Raw genomic sequence first — 18,489 nt, 5'->3', positions numbered from 1 at the left:
CGAACAGCGAGCTGCGAAACAGCCCGACCCGAGCGAAGCGAGGGGCAGCCCCAAATCAACATCCGGAGGATAAAATATCTCGTTTAAAAAGAAAAGAACTATGTGGAAACCATTATTTTCGTTGGCTGTTAGTGTACTAATTTTATGTCAATACGCTTGCAGGCCGACCAACAGCCCCGCTGTAGTTGGGGCAAGCGACAAAACGGTAGAATCTATGGAAGGATTAGCAGTGGCCACCTTAGGCGCGGGTTGTTTTTGGTGTGTAGAGGCCATTTTTCAGGACCTCAAGGGGGTCAAAAAAGTAGTATCTGGCTATGCTGGAGGGCAGCTAGAAAACCCGACCTACAAGGCGGTTTGTGCTGGAACAACTGGTCATGCCGAAGTGGTCCAAATTACCTTTGACCCTGAGGTATTGTCCTATGCCGACCTATTGGAAGTCTTTTTCTTTACGCATAATCCAACGACCCTGAATCGGCAGGGAAATGATGTGGGCACCCAATATCGCTCGGCAATTTTTTATCATTCGGAGGAGCAAAAAGCGGTAGCGGAGAAAGTGAAAGCAGAAATGGCTAGTGAATTTGCGGACCCTATTGTGACGGAAATTGTGGCCTTTGATCGTTTTTATGCGGCCGAGGATTATCATCAGGACTATTATAATTTGAATGCGAATAAGAATCCTTATTGTTCGGCGGTGATTAGTCCGAAGGTGAATAAATTTCGGAAAAACTACAAGGATAAATTGAAAGAGGAATTGAAGAAGTAGTTCCTTAAAAAAAAGAGGCGAATCGCCTCTTTTTTTTTGTACTTTTAGGACAAAGCCTTGTCCATGTTACTATTAAAATCTTGGTTAGACCTTGTTCAGCAGCTACTGACCTCTCCTGTTCTTTTGATGGGGTTATTTGTGGCTTTGATTGTTTTGCTCTTCCTCATCTCTCGTTTGAACAACTACTTAGAGGTGCGTGGGGTAGACCGTGCGATTGCGATTACTCGGGGGATTGTGGGGTCTTTTATTTGGTTTATTGTGGTGCCCACGGCCCTATTTATTTTTGTCAATGTGGTGGCCTTAATTTTCCAGGTTCCCTTAGTGAGTATTAGTTTTTTGGGCAACTGGATTGGCTTGACGGCCTCTTCTTATTGGTGGCTGCTTCGCTGTATGTTTAACAGTGCCGATTTGAATGGGGCCGAGACCTCTTACAGCTTGCATTCGATTATTCGGATTTTATGGATTTTGATTCCCTTTAGTTTAATTTGGTTTCGGACCAATAAGGGACGGATTCCGCGTTTAATTTTGATTCCGATTATCATTGTTGTTTTTGTAGTTACACAGGGAAAAAAGGCCGATGAAACCTTTATTACCAAACAATTTGAGATGGAAACCCTGCGGGCTCTTCCGGTAATTGGGTTTGTTTTTGAGGAGCCTGAAGCGGGAACGGGGCAAGGCAGCATGCACCCAACCACCCGTAAAATTATCTCGGTGGTTTTGGTCCTTTTTGTATTGGGGGGCTTGGCTGCGGGCTTAGTAGCCGAGCAAAGGGTAATTGGATTGATTGTAGTGGCCGTAGGCATTGGGGGATTCATGCTGATTATGCCTTCGGGGCAAAGCAAAGACATTTTGGCAGAGGGCTTAACCGAAGAAGAGAAAAAAGAGAGTCCCTTTCATCATGACATTGACAGCTTGGTACATCGGCTAGATAGTTTTTACGAATTGGAGGGAGTCAACTCATTAGAGGTTTATTATATTACGGTAAAACTAGATGCGGCCTATAGGGCACAAAGAGAAAAGGAGCCCTTTCCGGACTCCCTTTGTCTTCGTTACAAAGACTTTTTCTACGATTGGTGTCATTAGGACCAATAGTTTTACTGCTTTTTGAGCTGCATGCGAATATCTTTATCCTCAAAAAAGATTTTGAGCTGCAGTTCGTCCTCTTTAGCTTCTAGCACATCAATTTTGAGTTGTCCGCCAGCAATAATCAGTTGCTTATCTTCAATTTTATAGGCTTCTGGATTATTCAGGCCAAACTGTTCGAGCAAGGCAAAGTCGAGTTGTTCCTCGGCCAAAAACTTGAGTCTTGCACCAGCCTGTTGCTTGGCGGAATCTTCGACAAAGAGCACATCTTCGCTATTGCCATCAATGCTGCCCGCCACGCAAAGCCATTCGCCAGTCAGTTTTTCCTTAGTTAAAGCGGCTGTTTCTGTTTGGGGGGCATCGCCTTGGCAAGCCATAAAAAGCAGGCTAAAGCAGAGTAGGTAAATTTGTTTCATAGGATATGAATTGGGTGTACAATAGTAGACCTATTTTTTGCCGATCTACATCTTCAATGATACAAAAAAATTTAGAAACCGCCTTTGCTTTGCATTTTAACTTTTCGGCCGGGCAGGCTCTCCCAATTTTCGGTGCCCAAGCCATTGGGGCTAATCATCCAGAGCAATGGGACCCGGCAGCGGACTTCGGGTTTGGCGGCAAAGCCATCGGTAAAATAAATTAAGGCATCGGGGCGATAATCTTCATTGGCCCATTTGATGGGGGCATCAAAACGGGTACCGCCACGCCCTTGGACCAGCTCGGGCGTTCTGCCTCTGTAGGGATAAATGCGTTGGATATCGACATCGCATTCGACTACCATAATTTCGGCCCCTTGTTTCCAAATATGATAGAGCTCACTAAAAAAGAGCTGCAATTCTTCTTGATTGACGGAGCCCGAGCTATCTAGGGCCACCCCAATTTTTTGTTTGCGCTGAATCTTAATTCCGGGGCTTGTCCCATAGCGCTTAGAGGGCTTTTTGATCGTGTTTCTGATGCGGGTTCGGCTACTAGATGCCGCAAAAAGCCGCAGGGTTCTGCGCCAATTGATGCTGGGCTGCAAACTCTTCATCAGTTGGTCCAAATACTCCTGCAATTGGGCCGGCAAATTCGTGTAATTTCTCGTCTTTAAGCGCTCTAAGCTATTTTGGATGGCATCATTGACAAAGGCCTCTATAATTTTTTGCTCCGAGGGGCTCTGCTGCTGAATATCATCCCAAAAAGCATGCTGCTCCAAATGGGGGTGTTCCTCTTCTAAAAGCGCCTGCAACTTTTGTTGGGCCGAGTTAAATTCATCATTTTCTTCGCTACCTCCTCCCCCATTCATCATCTCTTCTAGTTCATCAGATAGGCGTTTGTAGTAGTAATCTAGGCTTTGGCCCCGCTCTAGCGAGAAATCGGGAAAATCTTCTAAACGTATAGCTTCTTCTTCCAATTGGTCCGAATCAATATATTGGTTGACGGCCAAATCGGCGGCAATGCCATAGAGTTGCTTGTTCCCAAAATCCCTGGCCCGCAAAATATGCTTAAACACAATATGTAAAATCTGATGCTTGATGGCCCCATAACGCAGTGCCGCGGTTTGCTTGGGCGTTGCCCCCTTGAGCTTTTCCTCCCAATAGCTAGGGTTTACCAAGAGCTTGAGCATTTGGCTGCCGCCCAAACGCAGGGCCATGCTTTCGGTATCCTGACTGACATCTCGCAATAAAGAAGAGAAAAAATGACCATAAAAAGCCTCTTTCAGCATCAGCTGAATGCTCGTTTTGGCTAATTCATCAAGTATTTTTTGAGACATAACTAAGCGCGTTCACAATATTCAAAATACAAAAAGCGATCAATCAGGATATTGCCCCGATAAGGAAGCAATGTTGGCGTTTTGTAGTAACATTCTATAATAATATAGGAATATTTGGCCTTAGTAATGAAGTTGAACTGATATGTTTTCCATTCGTAATGGCTAATTGGCGCCGAGCTGGCCAATAACTGCAAAGGCTCCTCCGCAGTTTTGGCGCCCCACAAACGAAAACAGGCCGCCCCCGTATAGCCCGCATAGGCCTGCGAACGAGAGAGGTCCAATTCAAATTTATAACATTTATCTTTTTTTAGGGCCTTGGGCAATTTGGCCGCTACCGACTCAAAAGTGCCGTCTTCTCGACAAATCAGTCCCATAAAAGTATTGCCATCTGTTGGGCGCTGATACACCCCCCAAGGTCCCGGCAAAATATCTGGGGTAGAATTATAACTGCTGCTTTCCCAACCCTCCGGATTGAGCGCATCTCTAGGCGCTCCCTCAAAAGAGCCGTTGGGCAACCAAAATTTTGGCCCCTCTTGCCCCCAAAGCCCTAGGGCAAAAAAGCAAACAAATAGGCTTGTCAATATCTTTCTGGACATAAGCAAATCTCATCTTCGCTTTGTTTTGGTCCAACTAGCCCAGGAACAATTTGGCCAAGATAGCTAGCCCTCCCACAACAAAGCAATAAATAGAAAAATAGAGCAATTTCCCTTTTTTGACCAAGTTGAGCATCCAGCTACAGGCAAAAACACCCACAATCAAGGCCGCAAAAAAGCCCGCCAACAAAGGTAAACTCTCTGCTGTATTTAGCTCTAAATCTCCACTGAGCAAATCTTTAGCCAGCTTGCCCAAAATTAAGGGAATGACCATGAGGAAGGAAAAACGAGCCGCCTCTTCTTTGTCAATTTTGAGCAAAACGGAGGTCGAAATCGTAGAACCCGAGCGAGAAACTCCCGGCAAAAGCGCCACGGCCTGAGATAAACCAATCAAAAAGGCATCTTTATAACTCACTTTTTTGTTGGTCATTTTTGCCCGATCCGCCAAAAAGAGTAAAGCTCCCGTTAGCCAAAGCATGCCACCCACCAAAATAATTTGTCCCTCAAAAAGTTGCTCGATTTGCTCATCGAATAAGAGGCCCACTACTGCCGCTGGCAACATAGAAATGACCACTTTGAGCGAAAACTGCAGCTCTTCATTCCAAGCAAACTGAAAGAGCCCCTTGAGCACCCTCGCCACTTCTTTCCAAAGCACAATCAAGGTACTAATCACGGTGGCCACATGCAAAACGACCGATAGGGTCAGGCTGTCTTTTGGCGTATAACCCAAAAAATATTTGGCCAGCTCAATATGGCCGCTACTGCTCACAGGTAGGTATTCGGTTAGGCCCTGTACAATGCCTAGAATGATGTTGTAGATGTAGTTTTCCATGCCTTTTTTACCGCTTTGACAACTGCGGTTTTCTTTTTTATTTTTTTGGGGCTGCCCCGCCCTACGGGCGGGTCGGGCTGTGTCGCAGCTCGCTGTTCGCTCGGCCCTGCGCCGCCTTCGGCGGCTGGGTCTGGCCCTTCGGGCCACTGCTATCCATCCCTCAGCCAAGGCGCTTCGCGCCTTCAGGACCAGAAAATGCCCAAGCGCCCCCCGAAGGGATTCCCTAAGGAATCCCGTAGAGGGGTGGGTGGGCGGGAACTATCTACGCATGAGGAGCTTAGCGACGAATACCGCTTAAAAGGGGAAGCCCCGCAGCCAAAGAATAGGGCCAAAAGAGAAAAGACGGTTGAGCGGCCCAGCGCTGCGAAGGGGTGGCCAAAGGCCAGACCGAAGCCGCCATAGGCGGCTGAAGGGCCGAACAGTCTTGTGAGCCCCGCAGCATAGCGGCGGCCAGCAAGCTGGCCGCGGGCCCCAAATCCCTTATATCAGCCTGATGACTAAATCGTTTTGGGCGCTTCTATTTCTTCTGCAGGATACTGCTCTTGATAAGCCTGCTCTGCCGCCTTATCTTCTGGCGTTTGGAAAAATAGCGCATAGGCAAAAACACCCAAGCCCAAAAGGACCACAAAAGGAGCCAGCGTAATTCGGCGGAAGCTATAGATTTCTTCGGCTTTCCAAACATTGGGGTCTTCCATTCCGCCACCAGACATAAGGAAAAAGCCGACGATGACCAACAAAACGGCAGCGCCCATCATCATATAATGTTTTTTACCATATAGCAGCTCTGGCTGCTCTTTTTTAGTTCTTCTACTCATGCTATTATTTTTGTTCTTGGCTCCAAAAAGAAAGGGGTTGGGCCAAATATTTTTTTAAGCTATACCAACTGCTTAGCCAGGAAATCCCCAGGCCAAAGGCCAAAAGCAACAAACTATTGCTGAGGAGAGCGCCAAAACTGAGGTAGGGCCAAAATCCCAAGGCCCAAATGCTCAATAAGAGGGCAAGACTGGCCAAGGCCCCGCAATATAAGCCATTATAAATACTTTTTTGCAAAAAAGGGCGGCGCAAAAAATCGGGATTGGCCCCAACAATTTGCAGTAATTCAATTTGTTCTCGGTTGCTGAGTAGCTGCAACCGCAGATGATGCCGCAGCAGTGTGAGGGCCAGCAAAACAAAAAAGAGGACAAAAATACTGCTCAGCCAACTCAGGCGGCTCAGCCAATCTTCTCCGCCCAACAAAGGAGTTTTTGCATAGCTTACCTCTACCACAAAGTCCTCTTTTTCCAAGGCTTCTAGCTGTTTGGCATATTGGCCCAAAGCTTCGCTCTTCATCTGAAAGCTAATGGCGTTGGGCAAAAGGTTTTCGCCAAGGACCAAAATGTCTTCCTCTTTGAGGTCGCCATCAGCCAACATCTCTTCTAGGGCTTCTTCTTTAGAAATATACTGCAAACTCCCCTCTTTAATATAATCTTGACTAGCCAGCTCCTTTTGGAAGCGGAAGACCTCGGCCTCATTGGCCCCATCGGCCAATTCTATATAAAAGGGAATACTTTCTCGCAGTTGTTTGAGGCTCGATTGACCATAGGTAGATAGCAAAAGCAGTCCACCCAACAAATAGAGCAGCAGACTAAGGGCCAAAAAGGCGTAGCTATTGTGGCGGCCCTTTTTGGGATATAAATTTTGTTCTTTTTTGGCAGCAGCTAAAGGCATCTCTTCTAATCGTTTGTCAATAAGTTTTGGCCCTGCATCAGCTCGGGAACGGGCAAGTTCATTGCCGCTAAAATTGTGGGGGCAATATCGGCCAAGCTCCCATCTTTGATTTGGTAGTTATCGACATCTTTGGCCACAAAAATACAGGGAACGGGATTGGTGGTATGGGCCGTATGTGGACTGCCATCATCATTAATCATATAATCAGAGTTCCCATGATCGGCCAGAATAATCATCCCATAATTTTGTTGGATAAGCTGATGTACCAACTTTTGTAGACATTCATCTACCGCCTCGGCAGCTTTGATAGCGGCCTCAAAAACGCCAGTATGGCCCACCATATCGGCATTGGCATAATTGAGGCAAAGGAAATCGGGTTCTTGGTCTTTGAGTTCCTCAATAATGCGGTTGGTGAGCGGATAAGCGCTCATTTCTGGCTGCAAATCGTAGGTGGCCACTTTGGGCGAAGGGATAATGATCCGTCTTTCTTTGGGGTAAGGCTCTTCTCGGCCTCCATTAAAAAAGAAAGTGACATGCGGATACTTTTCGGTTTCGGCAATGCGGATTTGGCTTTTGCCGGCCTGGGCCAGACATTCGCCTAAGGTTTGACTAAGATCTTGCTTTTCATAAATGACTTGAGTTTTCTGAAAACTTTCGTCATAGCGGGTCATGCTATACAAACTAATATCTAGGGGCTGCATTCCTTCATTTGGGAAGGCCTCTTCGACCAAAGCGCGGCAAATTTGGCGGGGGCGGTCGGTGCGGAAATTATAGAAAATGACTACATCTCCCGCTTCAATTTGGGCCAAGGGTTGGCCTTTGTCATCTTGCATATAATAAGCCTCGACAAACTCATCGCTTTGGCCGGCTGCATAACTCTTTTCGATAGCTTCTTGGGCAGAGTTTACGGCAGTACCTTGGCCTTGGGTCCAGAGCGCATAGGCTTTTTGGGTACGTTCCCAGCGCTGGTCTCGGTCCATAGCATAATAGCGACCAATAACAGAGGCGATTTGGCTAGGGTGTTGGGCGATGCTATTTTCTAGCTCTTGAATAAATTGTTTACCGCCATCGGGGGCGGTATCTCGGCCATCGGTAATAGCGTGAATAAATACCTTTTCGAGGCCTTCTTCCTTGGCCATTTGGGAGAGTGCCTTGAGGTGGTCGATATGGGCATGCACCCCACCATCGGAGAGGAGGCCCACTAAATGCAATTTAGAGGCTTTGCTCGCTTGCATAGCGGCTTTGAGTTGTTTTTGCTCAAAGAAACGGCCCTCTACAATTTCTTTATTGATTCTTGTGAGTTCTTGATAAACCACACGGCCTGCGCCCAAGTGAATATGTCCCACTTCGGAGTTGCCCATTTGGCCTTTGGGCAGGCCAACGGCCTGCCCAAAAGTAGTCAATTGGCTATTGGGATAATTGCGCAACAGGCTATTAATGAAAGGCGTATTTGCTTGGGCCAAAGCGCTACGCTGGGGGTCTGGGCCAAGGCCCCAACCGTCTAGAATGACTAAGGCAAAACGTTGAAAAGTAGACATAAAACGAAATTAAGTAATGAGGAGGAGCAAAGATAATAAAGAAGTTCTTGAACTCATTTAACTGGCCCTATCTTTTGCGTTTAGCAGGGCCGAAGGCCCGCATAGGAGCGAAGCGACTGGCCTAGCGATGGTAGGCAGTGCGGCGCAGCCGCAGACCAAGCAAAACTTGTTTTTGCGCAGGGCCGAGCGAACAGCGAGCTGCCGAACGTAGCGCCCGCCGAAGGCGGGAGGCCCCTAAAAATAGTAAAAAAAGAGATGAGCTTCTGCGGGGAGAAACTCATCTCTAGATAATGTATGACTAATTACAATTAGGCGGCGCTCATGCTAGCTAGCTTGCGTTTGCTGAGTTTTTCCTTGGCATAATCGAGCGTTAGGATAAACTCATCGACCTCTTGCGAGGGCAACTCAAACATGGCATCGGTCATAATGGCTTCGCAGATAGAGCGGAGGCCACGGGCGCCGAGATTATAATCTAGGGTTTTGTCCACGATAAAATCGAGGGCAGCTTCTTCAATTTCGAGGCGGATTCCTTCGAGTTCGAATAAGCGTTGATATTGTCTGATCAGGGCATTTTTGGGCTCTGTGAGAATAGAGCGCAGGGTCGCACGATCGAGGGGGTTGAGGTAAGTGAGCACGGGCATTCGGCCGAGCAATTCGGGAATAAGGCCAAAAGACTTGAGGTCATGATGGCTAACGAACTGCAAGAGATCTTCGCGGTCCACTCTTTCCTCCTCTTCCTTAGCAAAGCCAATGACTTGGCTATTGATTCTTCGGGCGATATTTTTTTCTACGCCGGCAAAAGCGCCGCCACAGATAAAGAGAATATTTTTGGTATTGAGTTTCACCATTTTTTGTTCTGGATGTTTGTGGCCACCTTGAGGGGGAACCAAAACATCGGTACCTTCTAGCATTTTGAGCAGTGATTGCTGCACGCCTTCGCCAGAAACATCTCTAGTGATAGAGGGATTATCGCCTTTGCGGGCAATTTTATCAATTTCGTCGATATAGACAATTCCTCTTTCAGCGGCGGCCACATCATAGTCGCAAGCTTGCAAGAGGCGGGTCAGCATACTTTCCACATCTTCGCCCACATAGCCGGCTTGAGTAAAGACGGTGGCATCGACGATCGTGAAGGGGACATTAAGCATTTTGGCGATTGTTTTGGCCAGCAGGGTTTTTCCTGTTCCGGTACGGCCGACCATAATCACATTAGATTTTTCGACCTCTACGATCTCCTCTTCTTGGATTTTCTTTTGGTGTTTAGCTTCTTCGCGGATGCGTTTATAGTGGTTATAAACGGCCACGGCCAGAATCTTTTTACTTTGTTCTTGGCCAATCACGTATTGGTCCAGATGCGCCTTAATATCCATTGGGCGGAGCAGTTCGGGCAGGGCTTCTGCGTCAAATGTTTCGCCTTTGGGCTGCAACAGTTCTTCGCTAATAATGGCATGGGCTTGCTCTACACAAAACTCACAGATATAGCCTTCGATGCCAGCGATTAGCATTTGGGCCTCAGACTTGGGGCGTTGGCAAAAAGAGCAGTGGGGTTCTTTTTGTTTTTTAGACATTCTTCTTGGTTCATTATTTAGCCTTGCCTCTTGGCTAGGCACTCACTTAAAAAGGTTCAGCCCTTGAGGCCTGGGGCATCAATGGGCTGAACGATTGGGCAGTTGATTAGCCCTTATTTTTGGCGGCTGAGTACTTCATCCACCAGGCCGTATTCTTTAGCGGCATTGGCGCGCATCCAGTTGTCACGGTCACAATCTTTTTCAATTACATCATAGGGTTGGCCCGTATGGCTAGCTAAAATGTCATAGAGTTCTTTTTGGAGCTCTTTGATCAATTTGTAAGAGATTTCCATATCAGAAACCTGTCCTTGCATACCGCCCAAAGGCTGGTGGATCATCACTCTAGAGTGAGGCAAACAGCTCCGTTTTCCTTTTTCTCCAGCGGCCAAAAGTACAGCGCCCATAGAGGCCGCCAAACCGGTACAAATTGTGGCCACATCGGGGGCAATATACTGCATAGTGTCATAAATCCCTAGACCTGCGATCACAGAGCCACCGGGGCTATTGACAAAAATCTGCACATCTCTTTTGGGGTCGGTAGACTCCAAGAAAAGCAACTGCGCTTGCACCACATTGGCTACATAATCGTTGATGCCTACGCCAAGAAAGATAATGCGGTCCATCATCAGGCGAGAGAAAACGTCTACGGCAGCTACATTCATTTGGCGCTCCTCAATCACATTGGGCGTAAAGTTGCCAATTTGAGGGATGCGAGGCATCATGCCGCGAGTAGATTGCTGTGCGTATTGTTCTAGGTGTAGGCTGTCCATATTAAGATGCTTGACAGCGTACTTCTTAAATTCATTTTGATCAAACATAAAAAGCGATTTTTTACTGAAGGATTTGTATGGGGTTGCGGTTTAGCCCTTTTAGGCGCTTAAACTACATTTTTATATACAATCTTGCAACATTAAAGTTGTGCCAAGGCTTTTTTTCTGACAAATCGTCAGTTTTGCTGAGAAGAAGGGGCAAAACTAGGCAGCGAGGCTTATTTTTTGGCCTGCTTACTTTCATCTAGACTACCAACTTGCATCTCCACAACACTCAAGCTCAATCTCTGAATTTTCCTCTTTATAAACTATAGAAAAAGATTTCAGGCTCAGAGGTTGGCAGCCATAGCTGATAAATGCGCCTTCAATAAGACTTGTATTTTTATCTATTTCTTCAAACTTAGCGGATAAAAATACTTCTTTAAAATATCCCATATTCAGGTTAATCAACCCAGTTGGTTTAGATGTTACAATAACCACTTTTTTTTGAATAAAAATAGTCGTGTCAGCTAAAACATCTGACATATCAAATATCCGTATAGGAATAGCTGGGGATTCATTAGTTTTCAAATAAGCTTGAACTCCCTTATGTTCTAGCAATTTGGTTACGATTTCCCGAAGATCAATTTCTTGAGAAAAACAGCTAGAAGAGCAGCATATACTCAAAATGAAAACTACGTACTTCATACAAAAGGTGGTTAACTAACTTACAATCATGAATTGATTACTTGTCTTAGTTAATGTTTGCACAAAGAAAAGTTACAAAGGCAGTTTATTTATTTTCTGGGGCTTGCCCGCCCGATGGGCGGGCCGGGCTGTTTCGCAGCTCGCTATTCGCTCGGCCCTGCGCGGGCGTAGCCCGCTTGGTCTGGCCTGACGGCCACTGCTGTCCATCCCTAAGCCTGCGGCGGCTTCGCCGCCTGCTAGCTGTGGCTGCAACTTGAAACCATCAGCCAGACAACAGCGGCATTGCTTCGCAATGCTAGCAGAATGAGAGTTGGCTTTAGTCTTTAAGCAAAACAAAGTAACCTGCCATATCTTTTGATTCTGTGCGTTTAACTTCGTTCAGTACATAGCTGAGAGGTTGAAAGTCTTTGCCTTTTAGTTCTTTGAGGTGGTTATTTAAGCGTTCTGTCAATTTTTGGCAGACCTCATTAACTGTACCTTCATTGTATGAATGTCTAAAAGTAGCTCTGAAAATCAATTGTGTAGCCTTGGTAGTTGCTATTCGCGCTGCCATCTCCTTGATTTTAGCCTGAAAGTTATCGAGTAAAATTCCACCAAACTCCTTTTCATATCTGCTCTCTTCTTTACTGTAAATACCAAAGGTATTACTGAGTAGATAGGTCTTATTCAGTTGAAGGTCCTGTCCAAAAGCAACATTTTTATCACGCAGCTCTTTTTTTGTCTGAATTTCTTTCTTGTACTTATCGGTCTTGGCAATTTCCTCATGAAATTTAGAAGCCTCCGCTCTAGCTGCAATGAGCCTAAGCACTATTTCTTCATCCACTCCATACCCTCTTGCATGATTTGCAAAGCCCTTTATTTTACCTAATAGCTCATGCTCCGCAATAATTTCTTTTAACTCTTTAAGAGAGCCATATTTTACTGTTGTTGGGTCAACTCCAAAAGTTCTGGCTTTGGCTTGAAGAGCTATTCTTTCTTTTTGCTCTTCTCGATTTTGGGCCTCTTGTCTCCGTCTTTTGGCTAAGGAGTTGGCATATTGAGAAGCTGTAGAGGGGCAACCGTCTTCAGTTTGATTAAAATTAGCTTTTTTGTCTTTACCTCTACTTTCTTCTTTAGGTTTTGTCATCAATGATTCATAATTCTGGGATACATCATATTGGTCCATCCCCGTACTTGCTGCGCCTTGACCTTTGTAGCTAATAGTTGTATTGGGAAATACTTTTTTTAACTCAAGAAGAGATGCAACTTGAGTCGTTTTCTCAGGGAATGCTATTCTGAAAATTTCGGCATTAACTTCTTCATCATTTGTAAACTTTGTCTTAATAACTTTTGATGGATCAACCATATTTCCATCCAGCGGAAAAGCGGTATATTCACAAATTTGAACAACAGAGGTATTGGATTTTTCAAAAAGTTCTTGTAATGAGGCTTTCATCAAACGATCGACCTGATCGCCCAATGTTAGATTTGACTTTTCCAAATTCTCTGAGGCCTCATGAATAGACTCTATGAAAACCTTAAATTTGATATATTTACTAGGCAGGCTTAAGGATTCATCCGAATTTATTTTTTTTAAAAAACTCTTGAGTTGTAAGTTGATTTTAGTGACACCTTTTAGATCTTCTGTTTTTTCATACATTAGTTTTTTCCTTATATCTAACTCTAAGGACGCACTGAGGCTCGCTTTAGTAATTGCAGCTGGAGAAGAGGGGGCTAGTGCCGTCAATATTTCGATAACCTCATCAAAGAGAGGTAAATGATTTTGGACTAATTTTGTTGCCTTATTAGTTATTTTTTCAACAACATAGCCTTTTATTCCTCCTTCTGAAGGAATACTTTCGGATAAATCTAGACTATCTAGGATGCATTTTGCATAATCAAAGGAGCTTTCACTAAAGTCAAAAATAGTTGAGAGGACCTGCTTTATAGCACTGGTATATGTATCGGCAACCGTTTTGGAATCTTGGAATGCATCGAGTACTCTGGAGGCTGTTATATCACTAAGTTCTTCACTCTGAAGGACCTTTACAAGCTCTTCATTAACAGAAATAAAGGCTTCAGTTTCTCTTAATTGTTGTTCATAAAATTCTCGTTGCGTACTTAACTCTTTATCTAAAGGGTTGCTTATTTCTTGTTTGCGAAGCTTGTGTACAAGGTTTTTGTAATTTTCTTGCTCCTCCTTGAAGGCAAGTAAAATTTTACTTATTTCCGATAATATTTTTTCTTTTCTGTCCATGACTTATTTTAGTGATTCGGGTTCGGTAAGAAGATTCTATGAATTGATTTGGTAATAAATCCATTTTTTTTAATATACTATCAGCCAATATATAAGATCCTGTATCATTTTGAATATATGAAAATATGTAATCGCCATTCATATGAAAATATGACCTTCTGATTATATGTATTGACTCGCTATCTAGTTTTTTATTGAATTCGTTTTCTATTATAGCAGGGATGATTTTAGGGTCAAAGCTAAGTCCTCTATCATTTTTTGTATTGCTTATCATAAGGATTGACTTAGTATAAGCATAGTTGTCTTTAGGCATGTATTCTATTAAGTCGTATTCTTGTATGGGAATATTTTTTGGATTAAAAAAGTCTAATCCATGGAAAGAGTCAATTACTATAGAGTAATGCTTAGAAGTGGAGATGGATTTTAGTAATCTTTTCCTACCAAAACTATATATTGAACTTTCTTTATATATACTTATAGTCGCATCATTAGATTCTTTCTGTGGATGATATACCATCAGCGCTACTTCCATTGTGTCATTTTCAATTTTGCTGCTAGATAACTCTGTAATCTTTCCATCGGTCCAAGTTGTGTCGCCCTCAACAATAGGTTCGGCTAGACTATCCTTATCTATAGTTTTTTGAGGGGGGCCTCCTCACAGCTGCTGAAAAATAAAAAGCCACTCATGCTTAGCAGAAGCAAGCTCATTTTAGATAGATATTCCATAGGCTTTAAATTTAGTTTTAAGTTCATTTTTAAGTGATTGTAATTTATTCGAACTTTGGTTTAAGTCATTTAATAAAGTGTGGAGTTCCCCCCGCACTTCATCCAAATTCCCCTCTACTGTTCGGTTTTTTAAATGCTGTTTTAGCTTGGCCACAATCTTAATTAGCCGAGGTTCTTTGGCCTTCACCTCTGCTACAAAAGCGCTGTATTTCTCCTGTTTTTTTTCACTGATTTCCTCCAATTTATCTTGTAGGGATTTAGAGAGTTTTAGTAGGCGAAGCGATAACTGATAATGTCGCTCTTCAATTTTTTCTGGCGTCTTGGCCTTAAGTATGGGAATGACATTCTTGGCGACCAAGGCAAAGGTTTTCTTGTAGGCCCTGATAATGCTAATCATCTTTTGATCATCATTTTCTTGCTCTACTTCGGCCTCTATTTGGTCTATTTCTTCTGCTTCTAGACCTACTTCTTGCAGCCCCAAATCTCCCTTGAAGATGTCTACCGTAAAGCCCAATTTCTTAAATAGCTTTTTGCCATTTTTCTTCATCTTTGCAGGCTTGCCCTTGCCGTCATTTAAGGCAATGCGCATGATAGGCGGCTGCCCCTCTACTTCCTGAAAATAACAGACTCCCTTGGCAAAGTCTTTTTCTGCCTTTCGGTCAGTTTTTAGCCCCTTATAATATTTCATTAGGGAGCCAGATAATTTGCCCAGCAAAATTAACGTCCCTAGCGAACCACAACTAAAAGTATAATCAGATAAAACGATAACGCCAGTTTGCCCAAAAGCAGCAGCCCGTTTTACCTCTCGCTCAATCAACTTGATGTACTGCACTTCGGTCAAGTTTTTTAGCTCATCTAACTTAATTTTAGATTTAAAAGCCATACGCTAAAGTTTTTACGGTTACTAGATACGACTAAAGTAGTGGCTTTTTTTCGCAAATGCAAGTTATATCTTAAAGTTTATTCATTTTTTATTTTCTGGGGCTTGCCCGCCCGATGGGCGGGCCGGGCTGTTTCGCAGCTCGCTATTACTTGCTTCGCTGCGTCGGCTCCCTTTGGTCGGGTCGCTCGGCCCTGCGCGGGCGTAGCCCGCTTGGTCTGGCCTCACGGCCACTGCTGTCCATCCCTAAGCCTGCGGCCCTTCGGGCCTGTAGGATGGATATATACCTGTAGGTTGAAACCTACAGCAACAAAAGAGGCCATACTAAGCACAATAAATATGAGCCGATGGTTAAAACCATCGGCTCATAATGAGTTGTGATAAACAGCTTTATCATTTATAGCAAACAAGGGCTTTAGCCCGCCAGTTTGCTCAGACCCGCAACCATGGGCTTCAGCCCATGGGCCCCCAACCGCCAAAGAAGAAAGCCAAAAGGGAAAAGACCGTTGAGCGGCCCAGCGCTGCGCAGGGGTGGCGCAAAGCGCCAGACCAAAGCCGCCAAAGGCGGCTGCAGGGCCGAACAGACCTGTGAGCCCCGCAGCATAGCGGCGGCCAAGCGAGGCGAAGCCGAGACGGCCGCGGGCCCCAAAATAATAGGATCAATCCTAACAGCAAAAGCCGCCTCCTAAACAGAGACGGCTTTTCTAATTGGGTGGCTGGAAATAACTAATCGCTATTTCTCGATGCCTAAAGCTTTAAGGCCGTTTACCGTGGCAATCTTGGCCAACTCCTCTACATTATAAAAGTGACAAGCCTCTAACATGACCCGCATTTCGGTCCAAAGGTCGCCATCAGAAAAAGGCTTGTAGATGTCGCAAATATTGTCTGTGCCAAAAGCAACATTGAGGCCCGCAGGCACCATCTCGTCTACGGGCGTAATGGAGTTATGGCTGGGGGCCAAACGCTCTGTGCGGTTGTGGTCAATCCAAGCCGTAGGACAAGAAATGATGTGTACCTCCGCCTTCTTGAGCAACTCATATACCTACTCCCGATACTGACGAGGATGGGCCGCCAAGGAAATACAATGAATGGCTGATACCTTGCCCTGCATGCCATGCTCTATGGTTTTATGCGCGAGCTGCTCGGTCTCCTTTTCTTCATCTGTATTGAACTGATCGACATGCACATGCACGAGTTTGCCCTTCTCCTTGGCCGTAGACAACAAAATGTCTAAATGCTCATCTTCTCGACCGAAATCTTTGGCTGGCAAACCGCCAATGATGTCCACAAAATCTACCGACATATCAAACCATTTGCGGGCCTTGGGATCAATTACGCCCTTGAGGACCTGATTGGCAAAACGAATCTCTAGGTCGTTTTTGTAGTTCTCTCTAATCTTCATGGCCGCCTTGATGGCCTTGTCCTCAATCTTATCATCAACGTCAATGAAGGTGCCAATGGCCTGCGCCCCCTGCTCAATAAAAAGCTCTACGGCCTGCGACATTCTGCGGTAAATGTCATCTACCGTGGCGGCCTGCTTCATCTCATCGACCAAATGCCATTTTTCTTTGAGATAAGAATAACTGTACTGGAAATTATCGGGCGTAAGGGTATAGGCCCGATCGAGATGCGCATGCGTGTTTACCCATCCGCCTAATGTTTTGATTTTTTCCTGAACCAGTTGCTTAGGATTCATAACTGTTGCTGTTATTTGAAGAAATTTGACAAAAAAAAAGGAGCTGACGTTTCCGCCAACTCCATATAAAGTTAATCGCTAAGTAGGGCCGCCAATGCCGCCTCAATTTTATCGAATGAAAAGCCCTTGAGCGTAGACTGCATCAAGGTCTCAATCTTATCATTACACAAATTACCAATGCTGCCCTCATGCTGATGCTGAATATCTCGACTCGGCTCAAATTGCCCCGCCTCAATGTCTTCCCCAATCTTTTTATAGGCATCTCGGAAGGTCATCCCCTCCAAAACCATCTGATTGACCACTTCTACAGAAAAGAGATAGCGATACTTCTCTTGGTCCAAAATGTTTTGCTTGACCTTTATCTGCTGTAAACTATAATCCGTGATCGCTACGCAATCTTTGATCTCCGCAAATACCGGCAAGAAGCTCTCTTTGATGATCTGTAGGTCTCGATGATAGCCCGAAGCCAGATTGGCCGTGATCAACATGATCTCATTGGGCAAGGCCATGATCTTATTGCACTTGGCCCGAATCAACTCAAAGACATCGGGATTCTTTTTGTGCGGCATAATGCTCGAGCCCGTGGTCAAACTAGTCGGAAAGCTAATGAAGCCAAAGTTCTGACTAATATATAGACAAACATCCTGCGCCATCTTGGCCAAGGTCCCCGCAATGGAGGCCAAGGCTTCGGCTACCAAACGCTCGGTTTTGCCCCGCCCCATCTGGGCATAGACCACATTGTAGTTCAAACTATCAAAACCTAATAAATCAGTGGTCATCTGACGGTCCAAAGGAAAAGAAGAACCATATCCCGCAGCCGATCCCAATGGGTTTTTATTCGCTACCTTAAAGGCCGCCTGCAAAACTAAAAGATCATCGACCAAACTCTCGGCATAGGCCGCAAACCAAAGCCCAAAAGAAGAAGGCATGGCTACCTGATAATGCGTGTAGCCTGGCAATAAGACCTCTTTGTATTTTTCACTCTGCTGTAATAAGGTATGAAAAAGCGGAACCACGAGTTCCACCAATTCCTGAATCTCCGCTCTAATGAACAACTTGAGGTCCAACAATACTTGGTCATTGCGCGAACGGCCCGAATGAATCTTCTTGCCCAAATCACCCAATCTTCGACTCAATAAAAGCTCTACCTGAGAATGTACATCCTCTATCCCCTCTTCTATCTCAAAATTCCCCGCTTCTATTTCTGCATGTATTTTACGGAGTTCTGCCTGCAAAATAGGCAGCTCTTGGCTGCCTAGAAGATCGATGCTTTCTAGCATCTGAATATGTGCTAATGTTCCACGAACATCATGTTTGGCCAAAAGGAGGTCCAGTTCTCGGTCCTTGCCAATCGTAAAACGTTCAATTTCCTTAGACACCGCCACGCCATCTTTCTGCCAAAGCTTCATAAGAGGGATATTATCTGTTGTTCTAAATAGTAAGCTACTGCTTGCCTACTTTGTCCTAAATTGGCACAAAGCTAAGCCCTTAAGGAGGAGGAGTAAAATCTGAAGGCCTAATTTAATGTTAAGCCTTTGTTAGTTGGGGGTTAAGGAGCCAAGGAACCGTATTGCTCCCTTGGATTAGCCTCCCGGGCTACATTCCAAGCAAGTAAAACCCATAAAATCTTAACAAAGCCTTAGGAAGTTGATTAAACTTG

The 18,489-nt window shown here is 44.8% G+C and carries 16 protein-coding genes and 1 pseudogene; 2 read left to right on the top strand and 15 right to left on the bottom strand.

Features of this window, described 5'->3' with window-relative positions:
- The first annotated feature begins 214 nt into the window (after positions 1-214).
- Both msrA and OP864_RS13330 read left to right on the top strand, forming a co-directional pair.
- Complete coding sequence (gene msrA / locus OP864_RS13335) at positions 215-763, top strand: peptide-methionine (S)-S-oxide reductase MsrA (RefSeq protein ID WP_270098654.1); 549 nt, start codon at positions 215-217, stop codon at positions 761-763.
- Between the two features lie 63 nt (positions 764-826).
- The gene (locus tag OP864_RS13330) at positions 827-1,846 is read left to right on the top strand and encodes a hypothetical protein (RefSeq protein ID WP_270098653.1); all 1,020 of its coding nucleotides are present in this window, start codon (positions 827-829) and stop codon (positions 1,844-1,846) included.
- A gap of 11 nt (positions 1,847-1,857) precedes the next feature.
- Here OP864_RS13330 and OP864_RS13325 read toward each other — a convergent pair whose 3' ends face one another.
- The 15 genes and pseudogenes from OP864_RS13325 to argH form a co-directional block, all read right to left on the bottom strand.
- Positions 1,858-2,262, bottom strand: coding sequence for a hypothetical protein (locus OP864_RS13325; RefSeq protein ID WP_015693659.1), 405 nt, complete (start codon positions 2,260-2,262; stop codon positions 1,858-1,860).
- A gap of 71 nt (positions 2,263-2,333) precedes the next feature.
- Positions 2,334-3,596, bottom strand: coding sequence for a vWA domain-containing protein (locus OP864_RS13320; RefSeq protein WP_270098652.1), 1,263 nt, complete (start codon positions 3,594-3,596; stop codon positions 2,334-2,336).
- A 2-nt stretch (positions 3,597-3,598) separates the two neighbouring features.
- Positions 3,599-4,192 (bottom strand): hypothetical protein, encoded by a 594-nt coding sequence (locus OP864_RS13315; RefSeq protein WP_270098651.1) that lies wholly within the window; start codon positions 4,190-4,192, stop codon positions 3,599-3,601.
- Positions 4,193-4,226: 34 nt separating this feature from the next.
- Positions 4,227-5,021, bottom strand: a complete 795-nt coding sequence (locus OP864_RS13310) for an undecaprenyl-diphosphate phosphatase (protein WP_270098650.1) — start codon at positions 5,019-5,021, stop codon at positions 4,227-4,229.
- Between the two features lie 497 nt (positions 5,022-5,518).
- Positions 5,519-5,836, bottom strand: coding sequence for a DUF3098 domain-containing protein (locus OP864_RS13305; RefSeq protein WP_270098649.1), 318 nt, complete (start codon positions 5,834-5,836; stop codon positions 5,519-5,521).
- 4 nt (positions 5,837-5,840) lie between these two features.
- Positions 5,841-6,728: a cell division protein FtsX gene (locus tag OP864_RS13300; protein WP_270098648.1), complete on the bottom strand. Its 888-nt coding sequence runs from the start codon at positions 6,726-6,728 to the stop codon at positions 5,841-5,843.
- A gap of 5 nt (positions 6,729-6,733) precedes the next feature.
- Positions 6,734-8,266 (bottom strand): 2,3-bisphosphoglycerate-independent phosphoglycerate mutase, encoded by a 1,533-nt coding sequence (gpmI, locus tag OP864_RS13295; RefSeq protein ID WP_270098647.1) that lies wholly within the window; start codon positions 8,264-8,266, stop codon positions 6,734-6,736.
- Between the two features lie 308 nt (positions 8,267-8,574).
- On the bottom strand, positions 8,575-9,834 hold the full coding sequence (clpX, locus tag OP864_RS13290; protein WP_270098646.1) for an ATP-dependent Clp protease ATP-binding subunit ClpX: 1,260 nt from the start codon (positions 9,832-9,834) through the stop codon (positions 8,575-8,577).
- 113 nt (positions 9,835-9,947) lie between these two features.
- On the bottom strand, positions 9,948-10,652 hold the full coding sequence (locus OP864_RS13285; protein WP_015693650.1) for a ClpP family protease: 705 nt from the start codon (positions 10,650-10,652) through the stop codon (positions 9,948-9,950).
- A gap of 201 nt (positions 10,653-10,853) precedes the next feature.
- Positions 10,854-11,291 carry a hypothetical protein gene (locus tag OP864_RS13280; RefSeq protein ID WP_270098645.1) on the bottom strand — a complete coding sequence of 146 codons (438 nt, stop codon included), beginning with the start codon at positions 11,289-11,291 and terminating at the stop codon, positions 10,854-10,856.
- 316 nt (positions 11,292-11,607) lie between these two features.
- Positions 11,608-13,527, bottom strand: a complete 1,920-nt coding sequence (locus tag OP864_RS13275) for a hypothetical protein (RefSeq protein WP_270098644.1) — start codon at positions 13,525-13,527, stop codon at positions 11,608-11,610.
- Entirely contained in the window at positions 13,490-14,059 is a 570-nt protein-coding gene (locus OP864_RS13270; RefSeq protein ID WP_270098643.1) for a hypothetical protein, read from the bottom strand. The genes OP864_RS13275 and OP864_RS13270 overlap by 38 nt, the downstream gene beginning before the upstream one ends.
- Positions 14,060-14,236: 177 nt before the next feature.
- On the bottom strand, positions 14,237-15,136 hold the full coding sequence (locus tag OP864_RS13265) for a hypothetical protein (protein WP_270098642.1): 900 nt from the start codon (positions 15,134-15,136) through the stop codon (positions 14,237-14,239).
- A 730-nt stretch (positions 15,137-15,866) separates the two neighbouring features.
- A pseudogene (locus OP864_RS13255) lies at positions 15,867-16,829 on the bottom strand (amidohydrolase family protein).
- A 71-nt stretch (positions 16,830-16,900) separates the two neighbouring features.
- On the bottom strand, positions 16,901-18,238 hold the full coding sequence (gene argH, locus OP864_RS13250) for an argininosuccinate lyase (protein ID WP_270098639.1): 1,338 nt from the start codon (positions 18,236-18,238) through the stop codon (positions 16,901-16,903).
- Between the last annotated feature and the right edge of the window lie 251 nt (positions 18,239-18,489).

Origin of the sequence: Saprospira grandis (assembly GCF_027594745.1) — a bacterium.
GTDB classification, from domain to species: Bacteria; Bacteroidota; Bacteroidia; order Chitinophagales; family Saprospiraceae; genus Saprospira; species Saprospira grandis.
The sequence above is the reverse complement of the archived record's forward strand: the minus strand, read 5'-3'. Positions and strand labels throughout refer to the sequence as shown.